This window comes from Methylobacterium sp. J-068 (assembly GCF_022829445.1).
Taxonomy (GTDB): domain Bacteria; phylum Pseudomonadota; class Alphaproteobacteria; order Rhizobiales; family Beijerinckiaceae; genus Methylobacterium.
This window is the reverse complement of sequence record NZ_JAKSXY010000063.1, coordinates 14,149-31,734: the sequence shown is the minus strand read 5'-3', so window position 1 is coordinate 31,734 and position 17,586 is coordinate 14,149. Positions and strand designations below refer to the sequence as shown.

Sequence of the window (17,586 nt, the reverse complement as noted above, 5' to 3'; positions counted from 1 at the left end):
CTAGACCTCCAGCCGGGCGCGGCGCTTGAGCGGGCGCGCGAAGAGTTCGGCGAGGTCTCCGGCCTGGTCGTAGCCCTGGATCGGGGTGAACAGGAGTTCGATCGACCACTTGGTCGCAAGCCCTTCGGCTTCCAGCGGGTTGGCGAGGCCGAGCCCGCAGATCGTCAGGTCGGGCCGGGCCGCCCGGCAACGGTCCATCTGCGCGTCGAGGTCCTGGCCCTCGACCACCTTCGTCCCGGCGGGCAGCAGGTCGAGTTCCGGCGCGTGGTGCTGGCGATGCAGGTAGGGCGTGCCGACCTCGATGAGTTCGGCGCCCATCTCGCGTGACAGGAAGCGGGCCAGGGCCGGTTCGAGCTGCGAATCGGGGAAGAAGAACACGCGCTTGCCGTCGAGGCGGTCGCGGTAGAGGGCAAGCGCCGTCGCGGCCCGGGCGCGGCCCGGGGCGGTGACGCGCGCGAAACGCTCGTCCGTCACCCCGAAGGCTTCGGCGGCGGCCCGGAGCCAGGAGGTGGTGCCCTCCGAGCCGAGGGGGAACGGCGCCGCGATCCGCGTCGCGCCCCGCGCTTCGAGGGCACGGGCGGTGTCGGCCAGGAAGGGCTGGGCCAGCAGGTAGCGGGTGTTCGCGCCGAGGTCCGGCAGGTCGCCGGCCCGGCGTGCCGGCAGGAACCGCACATCCGTCAGCCCGAGTTCCGCGAAGAGGCGGGCGAACTGGTCCTCGACCACGTCCGCGAGCGCGCCGACCACGAGGAGCGACGGCACGGCGGTCTCGGCCGCGCGCGGCATGTCCGGCACCAGCGCGGCGAGGCAGGCATCCTCGCCCTGCGTGAAGGTGGTCTCGATGCCGCTGCCGGAATAGCTCAGCACGCGCACGTCGGGATGGAACGTCCGGCTCAGGCGCTGGGCCGCCCGCGACAGGTCGAGCTTGATCACCTCCGACGGGCAGGAGCCCACGAGGAACAGCAGTCGGATGTCGGGCCGCCGCTCGATCAGGCGGCGCACCACGCGGTCGAGCTCTTCGTTCGCGTCGGCGAGGCCGGCGAGATCGCGCTCGTCGATGATGGCGGTGGCGAAGCGCGGCTCGGCGAAGATCATCACGCCGGCGGCCGACTGTATGAGGTGCGCGCAGGTGCGCGAGCCGACCACGAGGAAGAACGCGTCCTGGATCTTGCGATGGAGCCAGACGATGCCGGTGAGCCCGCAGAACACGGCACGCTGGCCGCGCTCCTGCCGGATGTCGCAACCCGTCTCCAGGCTCAGGGCCGGGGCGTGGGCGTTCATCGCGCGGCCTCCGTGAGGAGGCCGGCCGGCGCGGCCTGGAGGCGCGCGGTGCGGAGCTTCAGGATGAACTGCGCGGCGTTCACCGCGTAGGAGGCGTAGGCGGCGAGCGCCAGCACCATCAGCCCGGCCGTGTCGAGGATGCCGGTCGCCAACGCCACGAGGTAGGCGCTGTGCAGGGCCAGCACGAGCATGCTGACCATGTCCTCCCAGTAGAAGGCCGGGGCGAACAGGTAGCGGCCGAACACGGCCTTCTCCCAGATCGAGCCGGTGACCATGATCGCGTAGAGGACCAGGGTCTTGGCGACGACGGAGGCGTTGGCGAGGACGGCGCCCTCCCCGGTGGCCAGCGTGCGCAGCACGAGACCGAGGCTGACCGCGAACACGAGGAATTGAAGCGGGGCCAGAATGCCCTGGACCAGGGTCCAACCGGAGGCATCGCGGCGGGCGCGCTGCTCGGCGTCGTAGAGCGGTCGTGTTGGCCTGTCCGATCTCCGGATCATGCGGTCCGCCCTCTTCTGGGAGCCTGTTCGACGGAGTCTGACGGGCTCGTTGAAGGGAGGTTAGGAAGCCCTCGAGGGAGTGTCAAGCTGGCTTTACGTCAAAACACTTTGACGGATTGAATGCAGAATAGTTATAGTTCGGGCATTGATTCATCCATTTTCCGGCGTATCGTCACGCTGCCTTTCGGGTCCGCACAGGTCGGCCCTTTTTACGCCAGGGGTGCTCAGGCGCCCGATCAGATTGAAGTCCGGAATTCGACACGCAAGATCGAACCGATAGTTGCGCCGTCAGCTGCATTGGGGAGAGACCAATGGATGATGTGAGGCAGTTAGGCGATTGTTTGCGTTACGAGATTTCCAGCCGGGAGCTCGCCGGATTCGGTGATTTCGGCATTGCGGCCCAGCTCGCGGATTTCGGTCGGAGCCTGCGATTTCAGGAAGATCTGGCCCGCGTCGTCGAGGCCGAGATCATCCCCCGGCTCATGCTGACCCATCGGCAGGATGTCGCCGCGTCTTTTTGCGGTATATTGCCTGATGCCGAGCAGGTCGCGGCGTTCACCGATCTGATGCTCGCGCCGGCCGGAGACGACCTCGACGCCAGGATTGCGGCCCTCCTGGCGAGCGGCCTCGCCACCGACAGTCTGCTCCTCGATCTGCTCGCTCCGACGGCGCGCCACCTCGGCACGCTGTGGGAAGAGGATCTCTGCGACTTCGTCGAGGTGACCCGGGCGATGGGGCGCCTGCAGCGGATCATGCGGGAGGTCGTCCACCGGTTCGGGGTCGAGCCGGTGGAGCCGCGCGAGGGCCGCCGCATTCTCCTGCTGCCCTGTCCGGGCGAGGCGCACAGCTTCGGCCTCACGGTGGTCGAACGATTCTTCCGGGAGGCCGGGTGGGATGTGACCTGCACGGCCTCCGAGCCGAGCCACGACACCCTGGCGCGGGTCCGGAACGACTGGTTCGACGTGGTCGGCCTCTCGCTCGCCTGCGACGTCCTGATGTCCCGGATGACCGAGACCGTCGCGGCCCTGCGCCGGGATTCGCGCAACCCTGCCCTTCGTGTCATGGTCGGCGGCCCGGCCTTCACGGCCAATCCCGAGGGCTGCCGTCAGGTCGGCGCCGATGCCGCCGCCTCCGACGCGCGACAAGCCCTGTGCATTGCTGAAAGCCTGCTTGATCTGTCGGTCATACCCTGCTGAAAGACGAACCCGGCAAAGGATACGCCCGATCGAGAAGGTCTCCCTCATTCTCCCTTTCTACCTGACCACATTACGGCGTGGTGACCTGTGACCAGCTCGGCGCTCCCTGCCACGAGCCCTGCGCTTGCGGCGCTTCAGAAGTCACTCGGACCACTCGACGCGCAAGCGGCCGGGCTGTTGGTCGCCGCCGCGACGGATCTCTCGCTCGTGATCGATGCCGAGGGCGTCATCCGGGACGCCACCTTCGGCAGCTCCGACCTGGAGGGCGAGGGCTGCGAGGCGTGGCTCGGGCGACCCTGGGTCGATACGGTGACGATCGAGAGCCGGCCGAAGATCGCCGCCCTCCTGAAGGACGCCGCGCCCGGCGCGGTGACGCGCTGGCGACAGGTCAACCACGTCTCGCCCACCGGGATCGATCTGCCCGTGCGCTATGCCGCCATGCGGCTCGCCAAGGATGGCCAGATCCTGGTCCTCGGTCGGAACCTGCGCGCCATGGCGTCGCTGCAGCGGACGCTCGCCGAGACGCAGCAGGCGCTCGAGCGCGACTACCTGCGCATGCGCGGCGCCGAGACGCGTTATCGCCTGCTCTTCCAGCTCGGCTCCGAGCCCGTCCTGGTGGTGGATGCGGGGACCCGGCGGGTCACCGAGGTCAACCCCGCCGCCGCGCGCCTGATCGGCCGCGCGGACAAGCGGATCGTCGGGCAGGACGTCGTCGACCTGTTCGACGCCACCAGCCTGCGCGACCTCGAATCGCTCTTCGCGGGCCTGCGCGTCACCGGACAGGCGACCGACCTCGATGCCAGGCTCGGAGCCCGGCGCGGGTCCGTCCGGGTCGCCGCGTCGCTGTTTCGCCAGGAGAACGTCACCAGCGTGCTCCTGCGGCTCGCCTCGTCCGAGCCGGCGAGCGCGGAGGCCGAGCCGCCGCGGGCCGGTGCCCTCGCGGTGATCCGGAGCCTGCCGGAAGGATTCGTCGTCACCGATGCGGGACGGCGCATCCTCACCGCCAACCCGGCCTTCCTCGACCTCGTCCAGCTCGCCACCGAGGAGCAGGTCCGGGGCCAGCCCCTGGAACGCTGGCTCGGGCGGGAGGAATCCGAGGCGGCCGCCCTGTTCACGACGTTGGCCCAGCACGGATCGGTGCGCCACTTCCCCTCCTACATCCGGGGCGCCTACGGGACGGTCGAGGAGGTGGAGGTCGCGGCCGTGTCGGCGACGGGCGGAGGGCAGCCCTGCCTCGGCTTCACCCTGCGGGCGACGCCGCGCCGGGCCGCCGTCTCCGGCGGGCGGGAACTCCCGCGCTCCGTCGAGCAGATGACCGAACTCGTCGGCCGGGTCTCGATGAAGAACCTCGTTCGGGAATCGACCGACCTGATCGAGCGCCTCTGCATCGAGGCGGCCCTGCGCATCACCCGCGACAACCGGGCCTCGGCGGCGGAGATGCTCGGCCTCAGCCGGCAGGGCCTCTATGCGAAGATGCGGCGCTACGGCATCGGCGATCTCGACACGCCCGAAGACATGGGCCGGCCGGACGACATGGGCCGCCCCGAAGACATGGGCTGACAAGACAGCGTCGATTCGCCGTTCGAAGAACGACGCGACTGCGCGCCCCCTGCGGCAACACGATCCCGCGCAGGGCGTGTAAATCAAACTTGACACTTGGTAGCGTTAAAAACTAGCGTCGTCCTCATGGCAACGCCCGCACCCAGCGCCCTCGTCGAGCTTCTGAAGCCGATCACATGGTTCGCGCCGATGTGGGCCTTCACCTGCGGCGTGGTCTCCTCCGGCTCCTCGCCGAGCGGACAATGGCCGGTGATCGCCGCCGGAATCGTACTCGCCGGGCCCCTGGTCTGCGCGACCTCGCAGGCGGTCAACGACTGGTACGACCGCCACGTCGACGCCATCAACGAGCCGCACCGGCCGATCCCCTCGGGCCGGATGCCGGGGCGCTGGGGCCTCTACGTCGCGGCGGGCTGGACCGTGCTGTCGCTCCTGGTCGCGGCCGCCCTCGGCCCCTGGATCCTCGGCGCCGCGCTGTTCGGCCTCGTGCTGGCGTGGATCTACAGCGCCCCGCCGCTGCGCCTGAAGCGCAACGGCTGGTGGGGCAACTCGGCCGTGGCCCTCTGCTACGAAGGCCTGCCCTGGTTCACGGGGGCGGCCGTGATGGCGGCCTCGGTGCCCGATTCGCGCGTTCTCCTCGTGGCCCTGCTCTACTCCATCGGCGCGCACGGGATCATGACCCTCAACGACTTCAAGTCGGTGGAGGGCGACCGGCGCATGGGCATCCGCTCCCTGCCGGTCCAGCTCGGCACCCTCGGGGCCGCGCGCCTCGCCTGCCTCGTCATGGCGCTGCCGCAGGTCGCCGTGATCCTCGGGCTGTTCGTCTGGCACCGGCCCTGGCACGGCACGCTGATCGGTGCGCTGCTCCTCGGGCAGTTCGTCCTGATGCGCCGGCTGCTGGCCGAACCCCGCGCGCGCGCCGCCTGGTACAACGGCACCGGCACGACGCTCTACGTCCTCGGCATGCTGGTGGCGGCCTTCGCCCTGCGGCCCCTGGCGATGGGAGCCCCGTGATGGCCACCCTTCCCTTCGGCTGGCTCGCCATCGTCCGGCTCGGCCTCGTGCAGACGGCGCTCGGGGCCGTCGTGGTTCTGATGACCTCGACGATCAACCGCGTCATGGTCGTCGAACTGGCGCTACCCGCGATCGTGCCCGGTGGTCTCGTCGCCCTGCACTACGCCGTGCAGGTCCTGCGTCCGCGCTGGGGCTACGGCTCGGACAGGACCGGCCGCCGCACGCCCTGGATCGTCGGCGGCATGGCCGCCCTGGCACTCGGCGGGTTCGGGGCGGCCGTCGCCACGGCCCTGGCCGAAACGCACCCGGCCGCCGGCCTCGCCCTGGCGGTGCTCGCCTTCCTCACCGTGGGCATGGGGGCCGGGGCGGCCGGCACCTCGCTCCTCGTTCTCCTCGCCACCGGCGTCGAGGCCCGTCGCCGGGGTGCGGCCGCCACCATCGTCTGGGTGATGATGATCGCCGGGTTCGCCATCACGGCGCCGCTGGCCGGCCATTTCCTCGATCCCTTCTCGGGCGCCCGCCTCGTCGCGGTCTCCGGCACGGTCTCGCTGATCGCCGTCCTGGTCGCCATCCTCGCGGTGCGCGGCATCGAGCCCGCCCGGATGGACCCGGCGGATGCCGGGGCGGCCAAGCGCCCCTTCCCCGAGGTGCTGGCCCGGGTCTGGGCCGAGCCGGACTCCCGCCGCTTCACGATCTTCATCTTCGTGGCGATGCTCGCCTATAGCGGCCAGGAACTCATCCTCGAACCCTTCGCCGGGCTCGTCTTCGCGATGTCGCCGGGCGTCACCACCAAGCTCGCGGGCCTGCAGCACGGCGGCGTGCTCGCCGGCATGCTGGTCGTCGCCGGGCTGACCATCGGCATCGGCGGGCCCGTGCTGGGATCGCTGAAGCTGTGGACGACGCTCGGCTGCGCCGGCTCGGCGCTCGCCCTCCTCGGCATCGCGGGCGGCGGCCTCGCGGGCGCGGACTTTCCCTTACGCATCCCGGTCTTCGCCCTCGGGCTCTTCAACGGGATCTTCGCGGTCGCCGCCATCGGCTCGATGATGGCGCTGGCGGGGGCCGGCGGCGAGGCCGAGCGGGGCACCCGCATGGGCGTCTGGGGCGCGGCGCAGGGGCTGGCCTTCGGGGCGGGCGGCTTCCTCGGCACGGTGGCCGTCGATCTCGCCCGCCTCGTCGCGCCGCGGGCCGTCGATGCCTATGCGGGCGTCTTCGCCGGGGAGGCCGTGCTGTTCGTCCTCGCCGCCGCGCTCGCGCTGCGGATCGCGCACGCGCCCGCGACCGAGGTGCCGCGCGCCCGGCGCGTCGCATCGCCCTTCGAGGCAACGCTGTCCATCGGGTGACGTCAGGCCAACTCAAGTCTTGCGAGGTGAAGTCATGGCTCCGAGCGGTAGGACCGAACCCGAGACCTACGACGTGGTGGTGGTGGGCGGCGGCCCGGCCGGCGCCACGGCGGCCACCGATCTGGCGCGGAGCGGACGGCGCGTCCTGCTCCTCGACAAGCCGGGCCGGATCAAGCCCTGCGGGGGCGCGATCCCGCCGCGCCTGATCCGCGACTTCGCGATTCCCGACCACCTGCTCGTCGCCCGCATCCGCTCGGCCCGGATGGTTTCACCGAAGGACAAGCGGGTCGACATGCCCATCGGCGACGGCTTCGTCGGCATGGTCGACCGCGCCGATTTCGACCCCTGGCTGCGCTGCCGCGCGGCCGAGGCCGGGGCGGTGCTGCGCGCGGCGAGCTTCCGGCACATCGAGCGGGACGAGGCCGGCGCCACGGTGCATTACCTGCAGGACGGCTTTCCCAGAGCCGCGCGGGCGCGGCTCGTCATCGGCGCGGACGGGGCGAGTTCGCCCGTGGGCCGGGCCGAGATCCCGGGCCATGCCGCCATGCGCCAGGTCTTCGCCTATCACGAGATCGTCCGGCTGCCGGAGACGGGGGGCCACGACGTCGAGGCGACGCGCTGCGACGTCTACTACCAGGGCAAGCTCTCGCCGGATTTCTACGCCTGGGTCTTCCCCCACGGCGACACGGTCAGCATCGGCACCGGCTCCGCCCACAAGGGCTTCTCCCTGCGCGGCGCCATCCGGGCGCTGCGCGCCTCGACGGGCCTCGAGGCCGGCGAGACCGTCCGCCGGGAGGGCGCCCCCCTCCCCCTCAAGCCCCTGCGCCGGTGGGACAACGGCCGGGACGTGCTCCTCACCGGTGATGCCGCCGGCATCGTCGCCCCGGCCTCCGGCGAGGGGATCTACTATGCGATGCTGGGCGGGCGCCTCGCCGCCGAGGCGGCGGAAGCCTTCCTCGCCACGGGTCAGGCCAAGGCGCTCGCCGGGGCGCGGCGGCGCTTCATGCGCCTGCACGGGCGGGTCTTCCTGATCCTGCGCATCATGCAGGGGGTCTGGTACCGCAACGACGCCCTGCGCGAGCGCTTCGTCTCGATCTGCCGCGACCGCGACGTGCAGCAGCTGACCTGGGATTCCTACATGAACAAGGAGCTGGTCCGGGCGAAACCCGTCGCCCATGCGCGCATCTTCTTCAAGGATCTGGCGCACCTGTTCCGCTGGGTCTCGCCGTGACGGGAGTGCCGGAGGCCACCGCCAGCGGCTGGGCGCCGGCCCTGGTGGCGGCCGGGGCGGCCTTCCTCGTGGCGCTCGCCGGGGGCCTGCTGACGACGACCGGCCCCTGGTATCAGGCCCTGCGCCGCCCGGCCTGGAAGCCGCCGGACTGGGCCTTCGGCCCGGTCTGGACGACCATCTTCACCCTCACGGCCGTGTCGGCGGTCCTGGCCTGGAACGCCGATGCGGGTTTCGCCGCACGGGCGGCCCTCCTCGCCGCCTACGCGGTCAATGCCGGTCTCAACATCGCCTGGAGCGGCCTGTTCTTCCGTCTGCGGCGGCCGGACTGGGCTCTGATCGAGGTTGTGTTCCTCTGGCTCTCCATCGCGGCGCTGATCCTCGTCACCGCGCGCGTCTCGGGCACGGCCGCCCTCCTGCTCCTGCCCTACCTCGCCTGGGTCGGTGTCGCGGCCTTCCTGAACCGGGCGATCGTCCGGCTCAACGGTCCGTTCCGGAGCGCCTGAGCGATGGCCGGTCTGTTCGCCAGCGGACGCATCATCGACGCGATCCTGGTGCTCGTCGCGCTCGAAGCCCTCGTCCTGATCCTGTGGCGCCGCCGCGACGGTTTGCCCCTGCCCCTGGTCTGCAACCTGACCTCCGGTGCCGCGCTGATGTTGGCGCTGCGCGCCGCGCTGACGGGAGCGGACTGGACGGCCATCGCCGGCTGCCTCGCGGTCTCGGGGCTGGCGCACGGCATGGAGATGACCCTGCGCCTCGGCGGCCTGGCAGCGCCCGGCCGTCCGGCACCCGCCCGACCCGAACCCATGCCCCTCGACCCGCACGGCTGACCGACCGCTCTCAAAAGTCATTCACATCGAAGATCCATTCACCCCGAAGACCCACCCGAGGAGAGACGCCATGAGGAACCGCCGCACCGCTCTCCGTCTGGGGGCCGGGCTCGCCATCGGCTTCATCGCGAGCGCCGCCGCGGCGCAAGATTCGGACTTGATCAAGCGGGGCGAATATCTGGCGACCGCGGGCGATTGCGTCGCCTGCCACACCGCGCCGGGCGGCAAACCCTTCGCGGGCAATTACGTGCTCAACACGCCGATCGGGAAGATCCGGACGCCGAATCTCACGCCGGATCCGGAGACGGGCCTCGGCACCTGGAGCGCGGACGATTTCTACCGGGCCTTCCACGAGGGCATCACCAAGGACGGCTCCTACCTCTACCCGGCCTTTCCGTTCGCCTGGTACACCAAGGTCACGCGCGCGGATTCCGACGCGATCTTCGCCTACCTGAAGTCGCTGCCGGCGGTGCACGAGCCGCGCCAGCCCTCGGAGATCCCCTTCCCGTTCAACATCCGCACCGCGCTCATCACCTGGCGTACCGCCTTCTTCACGGCGGGCGAGTTCAAGCCCGATCCGCAGGCGAGCGAAGAGGTCAATCGCGGCGGCTACCTGGTCGAGGGGCTCGGCCATTGCGGCATGTGTCACAACGCCAACAAGATCGTCGGCAACAGCGGCTTGGCCGGCAAGCTCGGCGGCGGCGTCATCGACGGCTGGTACGCGCCCAACATCACCCCCGACGACCATAGCGGCATCGGCGCCTGGAGCGACGATCAGGTGGTGACCTACCTGAAGACGGGTACGGCACCCGGCACCCTGCCCGGCGTCGCCGCCGGCCCGATGCGCCAGACGATCGAGGAATCTCTCTCCAAGCTGACCGATGCCGACCTCAAGGCGATGGTGGCCTATCTGCGCACGCAGAAGGCCAAGGAGAGCTACAAGGTCAAGGACCTGCAGGCCTTCAACGCGGCCGGCGCTCCCGGAGCCGCCACTTATCTCAGCTACTGCTCGTCCTGCCACAAGCCGGACGGCAAGGGCGTGGAGGGGGCGATCCCGGCGCTCGCGGGCAACGGTTCGGTGCAGGCGAAGGGACCCGAGACGGTGATCCGCGTGATCCTCGGCGGGCTCGCCGCCCAGAATGGCTACGCGCCGATGCCGGCGATCGGCGCCGGCATGACCGACCAGGAGGTCGCCGACGTCACGGATTACGTGCGCAACGCCTGGGGCAACGCCGCCCCGGTGATCGTCGAGCGCGGCATCGTCGCGACGGCCCGCAATGCGACGCAGACGATGCTGGCCGGAACGGCGCCCTGCGCCGAGATCGCCCAGCCCGACGTCGCCAAGGCGATCGCGGATGCGGGGACCGTCGAGCGACTCAAGGGGGTGGGCCAGGAGAACTTCATCGCGACGATCAACACCCTGCTGCCCCCGATCCGGGCGGCGCTGCCCGATGCCAAGGGCGACGACCTCGTGAACGGCCTGACGACGGCGTTCTGCCAGGCCGGGCGGAACGACCCGAGCTACGACAAGGCGGGCTGGCACGCGGTGATCGGGAGCTTCTCCAGCATCGTCTACAGCCAGCTGAAGAATCCGGAGGTCCGGGCCTCGAACGCGGCCGCTCCGAAGCCCTGAGCGCAGCCCGCCCCGTCCCGGAAAAGCGGAGGCCCCCCTCGTAATGCAGGCGGCGCCCTCGCGGTGCAGGCGGCGCCCTCGGCGAGAGCGCCGCGCAGCCCCTCAATGCTCGGTACCCGGCCGGTTCTTCCGGGGCGGTCCGCCATGCGTGTCGAGGAAGGCGGAGCGTTCGGGCGTCTTCTTCTTGGCGGCGATACGAGCCCGCATGACCAGAAGTACAGCGATGGCGATCGCGAATGTCGCGAGCGCGAGGCCGAAGATCAGATATTGATCCTGCATGGTTTTCTCCGAATGTTCGATCGAAGTCTGAAGCGTATTCCGAGTTTACGGGTTCCAGCTTGATCTTTTGTTTTTCGAGTAGGCGCGACAACGGCGTCGTCGTTTTTCTTGAAATCATGGAATATGATTCGATGGATCGCGTTCGATTTGGATTGACCGCGCCCGGAAAAATGCGGGGTGCGTCCGATCGGCCGATGTCTCGGCTCGGGCGGCGTCCGCCCCGAGCGCGCGCGCACGTTCTGTAGTTCGCGACATGGTCGGGGCGTTGCCGATCGGGCGGGCCTTCCGTCTGAGGCGGTCATGGGCACGGATTCCGGAAGGTGCTAGACCGTTGCAGGTCCTGATCGCCGGGTGATCCGCTCCTGGTGCCTGGCCCGGGAGCCCGACGTGCCGGAAACCGCTGGACTTCCAGACCTTCCCACCTTCGCGAACGCGCCGCCGAGCCGGCCGCAGCGGCGGTTCGCGTCGGCGGTCTCGGCGGCCTTCGCGCTGCTGACGCTGGCGCTCCTGCCCATCGTGACCGACCCGGTCGGGGCCATGCCGGGCTTCGTGCCGAGCTATCAGGCGGCGCTGATCACGGTCTACGCGGTCACCACCTACCTGTTCTTCGCCCAGTACCGGCGCACCGCTTCCGTCCCGCTCCTCGTCCTGGCGGCCGGCTCTCTCTTCACGACCCTGATCGTCGCGGTGCAGCTCCTGACCTTTCCGGGCGTGTTCGCACCGGGCCGCATCCTCGGCTCGGGGCCGGGGACGACCACGTGGTTGTGGACCCTGTGGCATGTCGGGCCGCCGCTCTTCGCGCTGCCCTACGCGATCATGGAGGGGGATGGCCGTCCGCGCTGGGTGCGGCCCGATCGTGTCGGCCGGGTCGGCGGCCTCGCCGCTCTGGCGGTGGTCGCGGGGGTCGCGATGCTGACCTGGGTCGTGGTCGCCTGGGTCGAATACCTGCCGCGCTGCGTCGATGGCGACGATTACCGGCTGCTGACCACCTCCGGCATCGGGCCGGGCGTGATGGTCCTCACCCTCGTGGCGCTCGCCACTCTGTGCTGGACCACGCGGTCTCGCTGCTGCTCCTCGTCTTCGACAACGTGGTCACCCTGCCGGGCGCGGCGCGGGGAAGCGTGGGCTGGTTCGCCGGACGGCTGGAGGCGCTCGCCGCCGGCATGATCCTGCTGGGCGTCTACCTGCGCGAAGTCGACGGGCTCTACGGCGCGGCCGAGCGGGCGGCGCGCTTGAGCGAGCGCCAGCGGGCGGATCTCGCGATGGCGCGGGACAGCCTCGTGGTCGCCCTCGAGGCCGCGGATATGGGGGATTGGCACCTCGACCTCGCCACGGGCAAGTCCAGCCGGACACTGCGGCACGACCGGATCTTCGGCTACGAGACGCTGCTGCCCGATTGGGGCGTCGACGACTTCCTGCGCCATGTGGTGGAGGACGACCGTCCCGGCGTCGAGGCCGTCCTAGCGCGGGTCCGGCAGGACAGCCGGTCCCGGGACGAGCATTTCGAGGTCCAGTGCCGGATCGTCCGGGCGGGCGACGGCGCCGAGCGCTGGATCGACGTGCGCGGACGGACCTACCGGGACCCCGCCGGCGATCCGGCGTTCATGGTCGGTGTGGTCATCGACACCACCGACCGTCGCGAGGCCGAGCAGCGCCTGAACCAGGCCCAGAAGATGGAGGCGATCGGCCAGCTCACGGGCGGCGTCGCCCACGATTTCAACAACCTGCTCACCGTGATCGTGGGCAATCTCGACATGATCGTCCGCCGCCCCGACGACGCGCGGCGGGTCGAGCGGCTGGCGACCTCGGCGATGACGGCGGCGCGGCGCGGCGCCGAGGTCACCGAGAAGCTCCTCTCGTTCTCGCGCCGGCAGGTCTTGCGGCCCGAGACGGTGAACCCGAACCACCTGCTGAAGGATTTCCAGGGCCTGCTTCGGCGTGCGCTCGGCGAGACCGTGACCCTCGTCCTCGACCTCGACGCCGCCCTCGATCCGGTGCGGCTCGATCCCGGCCAGTTCGAGAGCGCCATCCTCAACCTCGCGGTGAATGCGCGCGACGCCATGCCGGGCGGCGGCACCCTGACGGTGCGGACCGAGAACCTCGCCGTCACCCCGGAACGCCGCGCCGCCTGGCCGGACCTGACGGAGGGGGACTACGTCCGCGTCTCGGTCACCGATACCGGAACGGGCATGGATGCGGCCACCGCCGCGCGGGCCTTCGAGCCGTTCTTCACCACCAAGGACGTCGGCAAGGGCACCGGCCTCGGCCTGAGCCAAGTCTATGGCTTCGTCCGACAGGGTGGCGGCCAGGTCCGCGTCGCGAGCGCGCCGGGCCTCGGCACCACCCTCACCATCGACCTTCCGCGCTCGGGGGAGCCGGCGGCCGTGTCGGCGCGCACCGACGCGCTCCTGCCCTTGCGCCGGGCGGCGGAGGGCGAGGTGATCCTGGTGGTCGAGGACGAGGCCGCCGTGCTGGAGATGGCGGTCGAGAGCCTGTCCGAGCTCGGATACCACACCCTCACCGCCACCCACGCGGCCGAGGCGTTGGAGCGCCTGAAGGGGCCCGAGCGCATCGACATCCTGTTCTCGGACGTGGTCATGCCGGGCGGCATGAACGGAATCGAACTCGCCGTGCGGGCCCGCCGCCTGCGCCTGGGCCTGCGGGTGCTGCTCGCCTCGGGCTACACCGGCTCCGCCCTCGGCGAGCAGGGCGTGCCCGTCGACCTTCCGCTCCTCAGCAAGCCCTATCGGCGGGAGGACCTCGCCGACAAGCTGCGCGTGGTGATGGGTGGGCGCTGAGGCGCGTCGGACCAGATCCGTTCGATCCCCTCGGGATGGCGGATCTGGGCTTCGCTCAGGCGCCGCGCGGGCTGAGCGAGACCGTCTCCGCTTCGATCGAGCGGCGACGGTCTCACGCCTTGGGCAGCATCCGGTCGCTGATGATCCGGCGCTGGATCTCGCTGGTGCCCTCGAAGATCGTGGTCAGCCGCGCGTCGCGCCAGTAGCGCTCCACCCGGCGCTCGGTGGTGTAGCCGTTGCCGCCGTGGAGCTGCATCGCCTGGTTGGTCACCCGCACCGCCATCTCGGTACAGACGAGCTTGACCATGGCGGACTCGCTCTCCGCCGGTTCGCCGGCATCGAGGAGATGGGCCACCTGCTGCCAGAAGGCGCGGGCCTGAGCGACGTCCGCCGCCATGTCGGCGAGCGCGAAGCGAAGGGCCTGGAAATCGCCGATCGGATGGCCGAACTGCTCGCGCTCCTGAAGATAGGCCTGGGTGTCCTCCAGGGCCGCGCGGGCGACGCCCACGGCGCGGGCGGCGGTGTGGACGCGCGCGATGTTGAGGCCGCGCTGAACGGAGGCGAAGCCGCCGGAATCCGCGTCCGCGCCCTGGTCGCCGTAGAGGCCCGTGAGCCGGTCGCTCTCGGGCACCCGCACCCCGTCGAGGTCGAGCTCGAAGGTGAGGAAGCCGTGATAGCCGATCTTGTCGATGACCCGTCCGGTCATGCCGGGCGGGAAGGTGCCGGGCTCCTTGACCACGAGGAAGGGCTCCAGCCCGGCCGAGCGCGGCTCGCCCGGCTGCGGGTCGCGGGTGCGGGCCAGGACCTCGATGAAATCGGCCGCCTTGGCGAAGCCCGCCCAGCGCTTCATCCCCGACAGCACCCAGGTGTCGCCCTCGCGCACCGCGCGGGTCTGCACGCCGGCGAGGTCCGAACCGGCGGCCGGCTCGGACAGGGCGATGCCGCCGATCCACTGGCCCTTGGCCGAGCTCTCGAGGAGGCCGCGCCGCCGCTCCGGATCGAGCGTCTGGGTGCCCAGGCCCTGGCCCCGGGCCAGGATGCTTCCCACGGAGAGCCAGGCCCGCGCCAGCTCCTCCGAGACGAGGCAATATTCGAACACACCGAGGCCGAGGCCGCCATGCTCGGCCGGAATCGTGATGCCGAACCAGCCCTTCGCGGCCATCCGGTCGATCAGGGAACGGGGCATCTCCGCTTTCTGCGGGTCGAGTTCGTCGGCCAGTGGCATCACGACTTCGTGGGCGAAGGCGCGGGCCTCCGCCTGGAGCGCCACCCGCGCCTCCGTGCGCCAGGGGCTCTGGAGTTCCGGCGGGCGCGACTCCACGCGATCCGACTTCGACATGCGTTTCCCCCCGCTTTCGCCCGCCGCCCGCGCGGCCTCGTCCCATCTCGGCCAAGCTAGGGCGAGTCCGGTCCAAAGTCGAAGACGCGGTCCGCTCGGTTCGGGTGCAACCCCCGATCGTCATGCGTCGCCGGCCGGGTTTCCCCTCCTTCGTGCCACGTTGCGCTCGTGGGGCGATCCGCGTAGGCACGACCCTGTGGACGGGCATGTCGGGCTGTCCGGTGCCAGGGAGCGGACGCCTTGACCTCGACCGCCAGGGGCCCGCGCGAGGCGGAACTGACCGCCTGCGACCGGGAGCCGATCCATCGCCTCGGCACCCTCCAGCCGCATGGGTTCCTCATCGCCGTCGAGGGGCCCCGGCGGCGCATCGTCCAGGCGAGCGCCAACGCGCCGCGCCTCGAAGGCCAGCCGGACGCGCCGCTCCTCGGCCGGGATTTCGCATCGGTCTTTCCGGACCTCGCCGACCCGTTCACCGGCCTCGACGCGCGCGACCGCGACGGCGCGCTGTATCTGCGCACCGTCACGCTGGCGACGGTCGACGGCGCCCGCGCCTACGATCTCGCCGTCCATCATTCCGACGAACTGACGGTTCTGGAATTCGAGGCGGTGGCGAGCAAATCCGCTTCCCAGCACAGTCTCGACGCGCTCTACCCGCGCCTCAGCCGCTTCGTCGAAGGCCTGCCCGAGGCGGATTCGGTGGTGGCTTTGTGCCAACTCCTGGCGGTAGACATCCGCCACATCACCGGCTTCGATCGCACCCTCGTCTATCGGTTCGATCGGGACTGGCACGGCACCGTGGTGGCCGAGGACGGCAACGGTGCCCTGCCCTCCTATCTCGATCTGCGCTTCCCGGCCTCCGACATCCCCGCCCAGGCGCGCGAACTCTACCGGCGCAACCGCCTGCGCATCATTCCGGACGCAGCCTATCTGCCCGTGCCGATCCTGCGCGAGCCGGGCGCGGCGGACGACGAGCCCCTCGATCTCAGCCAGTCGATCCTGCGCAGCGTCTCGCCCGTGCACGTGGCCTACATGCGCAACATGGGCACCGAGGCGTCGATGTCGGTCTCGATCCTCGTCGACGGGGCTCTGTGGGGCCTGATCTCGTGCCACAACCGCGCGGCGCGGCGCGTGCCGCTCCAGGCCCGCAACGCCTGCGACTTCCTCACCCGCATCTTCGCGCTGCAACTCGCCGCCAAGGAGCGCGGCGCCGAGGCCGAGCAGCGGCTCGCGCTCGGGACGATCCAGGCCCGGCTCCTCGGCTACATGGCGGAGGAGGAGAACTTTCTCGAGGGTCTCCTGAAGCACACGGACGACGTCCTGGCCCTGGCGGGCGCTTCGGGCGCGGCGGTGGTCACGGCCGAGAGCTGCCGGCTGATGGGCGTGACGCCGACCGAGGGCGAGGTCCGCGCCATCTACCAATGGCTCTCGAGCGGCCCAGGCGGCGCCGACATCGTCGCCACCGAGGCGCTGGGCGAAGAGCATCCGCCCGCGCGCGCGTTCGCGGACCGGGCGAGCGGCCTCCTGGCCATCTCGATTTCGCAGAAATACGCGAGCTACGTGCTCTGGTTCAGGCCGGAGGTCGTGCGCACCGTGCGGTGGGGCGGCGACCCGAACAAGGCGGCGCTGGCCGACCCGGCCGGCGGCCCCGATCGGCTGCACCCGCGCAAATCCTTCGAGATCTGGAAGGAGACGCTGCAGGGCCGCGCCCTTCCGTGGTCGCGCGCCGAGACCGAGGCCGTGAAGGAGCTGCGCGGGTCGGTGCTCGGCATCGTGCTGCGGCGGGCCGAGGAACTCGCCGCCCTCAGCGAGGAACTCCAGCGCTCCAACAAGGAGCTGGAGGCCTTCTCCTACTCCGTGAGCCACGACCTGCGCGCACCCTTCCGGCACATCGTCGGGTATTCCGAACTCCTACGTTCCCGCGAGGGCGCCCGGCTGACGGACAAGGGGCGCCACTACGTCGACACCATCGTGGAGGCCGCGTTCTCCGCCGGCACCCTCGTCGACAACCTGCTGCGCTTCTCTCAGATGGGCCGCAATTCCCTGAAACCCGTGACCTGCGACCTCACCCTGCTGGTCGAGGAGGTCCGGCGCTCCACCTTGCGCGACGTCGGGCCGGAACGGACCATCCACTGGACGATCGGACCGCTCGGCCAGGTCCATGCCGATCCCGTGATGCTGCGCCTCGTCATCGAGAACCTGCTCTCGAACGCGGTCAAATACACGCGGACGCGCCCCGAGGCCCGCATCGAGGTGGGGCGCCTCGAAGCGGACGCGGTGGGCGGGCGCCCGGACGACCACGGGGCCGACCAGCCGGTGTTCTTCGTACGCGACAACGGCGTCGGCTTCGACATGGCCTATGTGGGCAAGCTGTTCGGGGTCTTCCAGCGTCTGCACCGGGTCGAGGAATTCGAGGGGACCGGCATCGGCCTCGCGAACGTCCGGCGCATCGTCGAGCGCCACGGTGGGCGCACCTGGGCCGAGGGCGTTCTCGGCGAGGGCGCCACCTTCTGCTTCACGCTGCCGTCGCCCAGAGCGGTGGTGAATCCCGGGACCGCGTCCCGTTCCCGATCCGCGTCGAAGGAAGCGCGCTGAAC

At 70.6% G+C, this 17,586-nt stretch carries 16 protein-coding genes; 11 read left to right on the top strand and 5 right to left on the bottom strand.

Annotated features, from left to right (window positions below; translation table 11 throughout):
- The 3 genes from MKK54_RS08610 to MKK54_RS08600 form a co-directional block, all read right to left on the bottom strand.
- Positions 1–1,278 (bottom strand): ferredoxin:protochlorophyllide reductase (ATP-dependent) subunit N, encoded by a 1,278-nt coding sequence (locus MKK54_RS08610; protein ID WP_244010383.1) that lies wholly within the window; start codon positions 1,276–1,278, stop codon positions 1–3.
- A complete protein-coding gene (bchF, locus tag MKK54_RS08605; RefSeq protein WP_409564152.1) occupies positions 1,275–1,775 on the bottom strand; it encodes a 2-vinyl bacteriochlorophyllide hydratase in 501 nt (166 codons plus the stop codon). Before bchF ends, MKK54_RS08610 begins: the two co-directional genes overlap by 4 nt.
- 332 nt (positions 1,776–2,107) lie before the next feature.
- The gene (locus tag MKK54_RS08600) at positions 2,108–2,272 is read right to left on the bottom strand and encodes a hypothetical protein (protein WP_244010381.1); all 165 of its coding nucleotides are present in this window, start codon (positions 2,270–2,272) and stop codon (positions 2,108–2,110) included.
- A 33-nt stretch (positions 2,273–2,305) separates the two neighbouring features.
- Between MKK54_RS08600 and MKK54_RS08595 the strand changes: the two genes are divergently transcribed.
- The 8 genes from MKK54_RS08595 to MKK54_RS08560 all read left to right on the top strand — a co-directional run bounded on the left by MKK54_RS08595 (position 2,306) and on the right by MKK54_RS08560 (position 10,576).
- Positions 2,306–2,974 carry a B12-binding domain-containing protein gene (locus MKK54_RS08595; RefSeq protein WP_244010380.1) on the top strand — a complete coding sequence of 223 codons (669 nt, stop codon included), beginning with the start codon at positions 2,306–2,308 and terminating at the stop codon, positions 2,972–2,974.
- 87 nt (positions 2,975–3,061) lie between these two features.
- Positions 3,062–4,534 carry a transcriptional regulator PpsR gene (gene ppsR / locus MKK54_RS08590; protein WP_244010379.1) on the top strand — a complete coding sequence of 491 codons (1,473 nt, stop codon included), beginning with the start codon at positions 3,062–3,064 and terminating at the stop codon, positions 4,532–4,534.
- A gap of 126 nt (positions 4,535–4,660) precedes the next feature.
- A complete protein-coding gene (chlG, locus tag MKK54_RS08585) occupies positions 4,661–5,545 on the top strand; it encodes a chlorophyll synthase ChlG (RefSeq protein WP_244010378.1) in 885 nt (294 codons plus the stop codon).
- Positions 5,545–6,885, top strand: coding sequence for a BCD family MFS transporter (locus MKK54_RS08580; protein ID WP_244010377.1), 1,341 nt, complete (start codon positions 5,545–5,547; stop codon positions 6,883–6,885). The genes chlG and MKK54_RS08580 overlap by 1 nt, the downstream gene beginning before the upstream one ends.
- 34 nt (positions 6,886–6,919) lie before the next feature.
- A complete protein-coding gene (locus MKK54_RS08575; protein ID WP_244010376.1) occupies positions 6,920–8,116 on the top strand; it encodes a geranylgeranyl diphosphate reductase in 1,197 nt (398 codons plus the stop codon).
- Positions 8,113–8,619, top strand: a complete 507-nt coding sequence (locus MKK54_RS08570; RefSeq protein ID WP_244010375.1) for a TspO/MBR family protein — start codon at positions 8,113–8,115, stop codon at positions 8,617–8,619. Before MKK54_RS08575 ends, MKK54_RS08570 begins: the two co-directional genes overlap by 4 nt.
- 3 nt (positions 8,620–8,622) lie before the next feature.
- Positions 8,623–8,943, top strand: coding sequence for a hypothetical protein (locus MKK54_RS08565; RefSeq protein WP_244010374.1), 321 nt, complete (start codon positions 8,623–8,625; stop codon positions 8,941–8,943).
- Between the two features lie 70 nt (positions 8,944–9,013).
- Positions 9,014–10,576, top strand: a complete 1,563-nt coding sequence (locus tag MKK54_RS08560; RefSeq protein ID WP_244010373.1) for a c-type cytochrome — start codon at positions 9,014–9,016, stop codon at positions 10,574–10,576.
- 102 nt (positions 10,577–10,678) lie between these two features.
- Here MKK54_RS08560 and MKK54_RS08555 read toward each other — a convergent pair whose 3' ends face one another.
- Positions 10,679–10,855 carry a hypothetical protein gene (locus tag MKK54_RS08555; RefSeq protein ID WP_244010372.1) on the bottom strand — a complete coding sequence of 59 codons (177 nt, stop codon included), beginning with the start codon at positions 10,853–10,855 and terminating at the stop codon, positions 10,679–10,681.
- A 387-nt stretch (positions 10,856–11,242) separates the two neighbouring features.
- On the opposite strand from MKK54_RS08555, the gene MKK54_RS24655 reads away from it, so the two are divergent.
- Both MKK54_RS24655 and MKK54_RS08545 read left to right on the top strand, forming a co-directional pair.
- Complete coding sequence (locus MKK54_RS24655; protein ID WP_244010371.1) at positions 11,243–12,022, top strand: MASE4 domain-containing protein; 780 nt, start codon at positions 11,243–11,245, stop codon at positions 12,020–12,022.
- Positions 12,019–13,653, top strand: a complete 1,635-nt coding sequence (locus MKK54_RS08545; protein ID WP_313898383.1) for a PAS domain-containing hybrid sensor histidine kinase/response regulator — start codon at positions 12,019–12,021, stop codon at positions 13,651–13,653. The genes MKK54_RS24655 and MKK54_RS08545 overlap by 4 nt, the downstream gene beginning before the upstream one ends.
- A 112-nt stretch (positions 13,654–13,765) precedes the next feature.
- Here the strand turns inward: MKK54_RS08545 and MKK54_RS08540 are convergent, their stop codons facing one another.
- Positions 13,766–14,992, bottom strand: coding sequence for an acyl-CoA dehydrogenase family protein (locus MKK54_RS08540; RefSeq protein ID WP_244010370.1), 1,227 nt, complete (start codon positions 14,990–14,992; stop codon positions 13,766–13,768).
- A gap of 240 nt (positions 14,993–15,232) precedes the next feature.
- Between MKK54_RS08540 and MKK54_RS08535 the strand changes: the two genes are divergently transcribed.
- Entirely contained in the window at positions 15,233–17,584 is a 2,352-nt protein-coding gene (locus tag MKK54_RS08535; protein ID WP_244010369.1) for an ATP-binding protein, read from the top strand.
- Positions 17,585–17,586 lie beyond the last annotated feature (2 nt).

Coding starts and splice junctions, on each gene's coding strand:
- MKK54_RS08545 (WP_313898383.1), top strand. CDS start 12,019: ATGATCCTGCTGGGCGTCTACCTGCGCGAAGTCGACGGGCTCTACGGC.
- MKK54_RS08610 (WP_244010383.1), bottom strand. CDS start 1,278: ATGAACGCCCACGCCCCGGCCCTGAGCCTGGAGACGGGTTGCGACATC.
- MKK54_RS08580 (WP_244010377.1), top strand. CDS start 5,545: ATGGCCACCCTTCCCTTCGGCTGGCTCGCCATCGTCCGGCTCGGCCTC.
- MKK54_RS08540 (WP_244010370.1), bottom strand. CDS start 14,992: ATGTCGAAGTCGGATCGCGTGGAGTCGCGCCCGCCGGAACTCCAGAGC.
- MKK54_RS08575 (WP_244010376.1), top strand. CDS start 6,920: ATGGCTCCGAGCGGTAGGACCGAACCCGAGACCTACGACGTGGTGGTG.
- MKK54_RS08565 (WP_244010374.1), top strand. CDS start 8,623: ATGGCCGGTCTGTTCGCCAGCGGACGCATCATCGACGCGATCCTGGTG.
- MKK54_RS08555 (WP_244010372.1), bottom strand. CDS start 10,855: ATGCAGGATCAATATCTGATCTTCGGCCTCGCGCTCGCGACATTCGCG.
- MKK54_RS08600 (WP_244010381.1), bottom strand. CDS start 2,272: ATGGGTCAGCATGAGCCGGGGGATGATCTCGGCCTCGACGACGCGGGC.
- chlG (WP_244010378.1), top strand. CDS start 4,661: ATGGCAACGCCCGCACCCAGCGCCCTCGTCGAGCTTCTGAAGCCGATC.
- MKK54_RS08560 (WP_244010373.1), top strand. CDS start 9,014: ATGAGGAACCGCCGCACCGCTCTCCGTCTGGGGGCCGGGCTCGCCATC.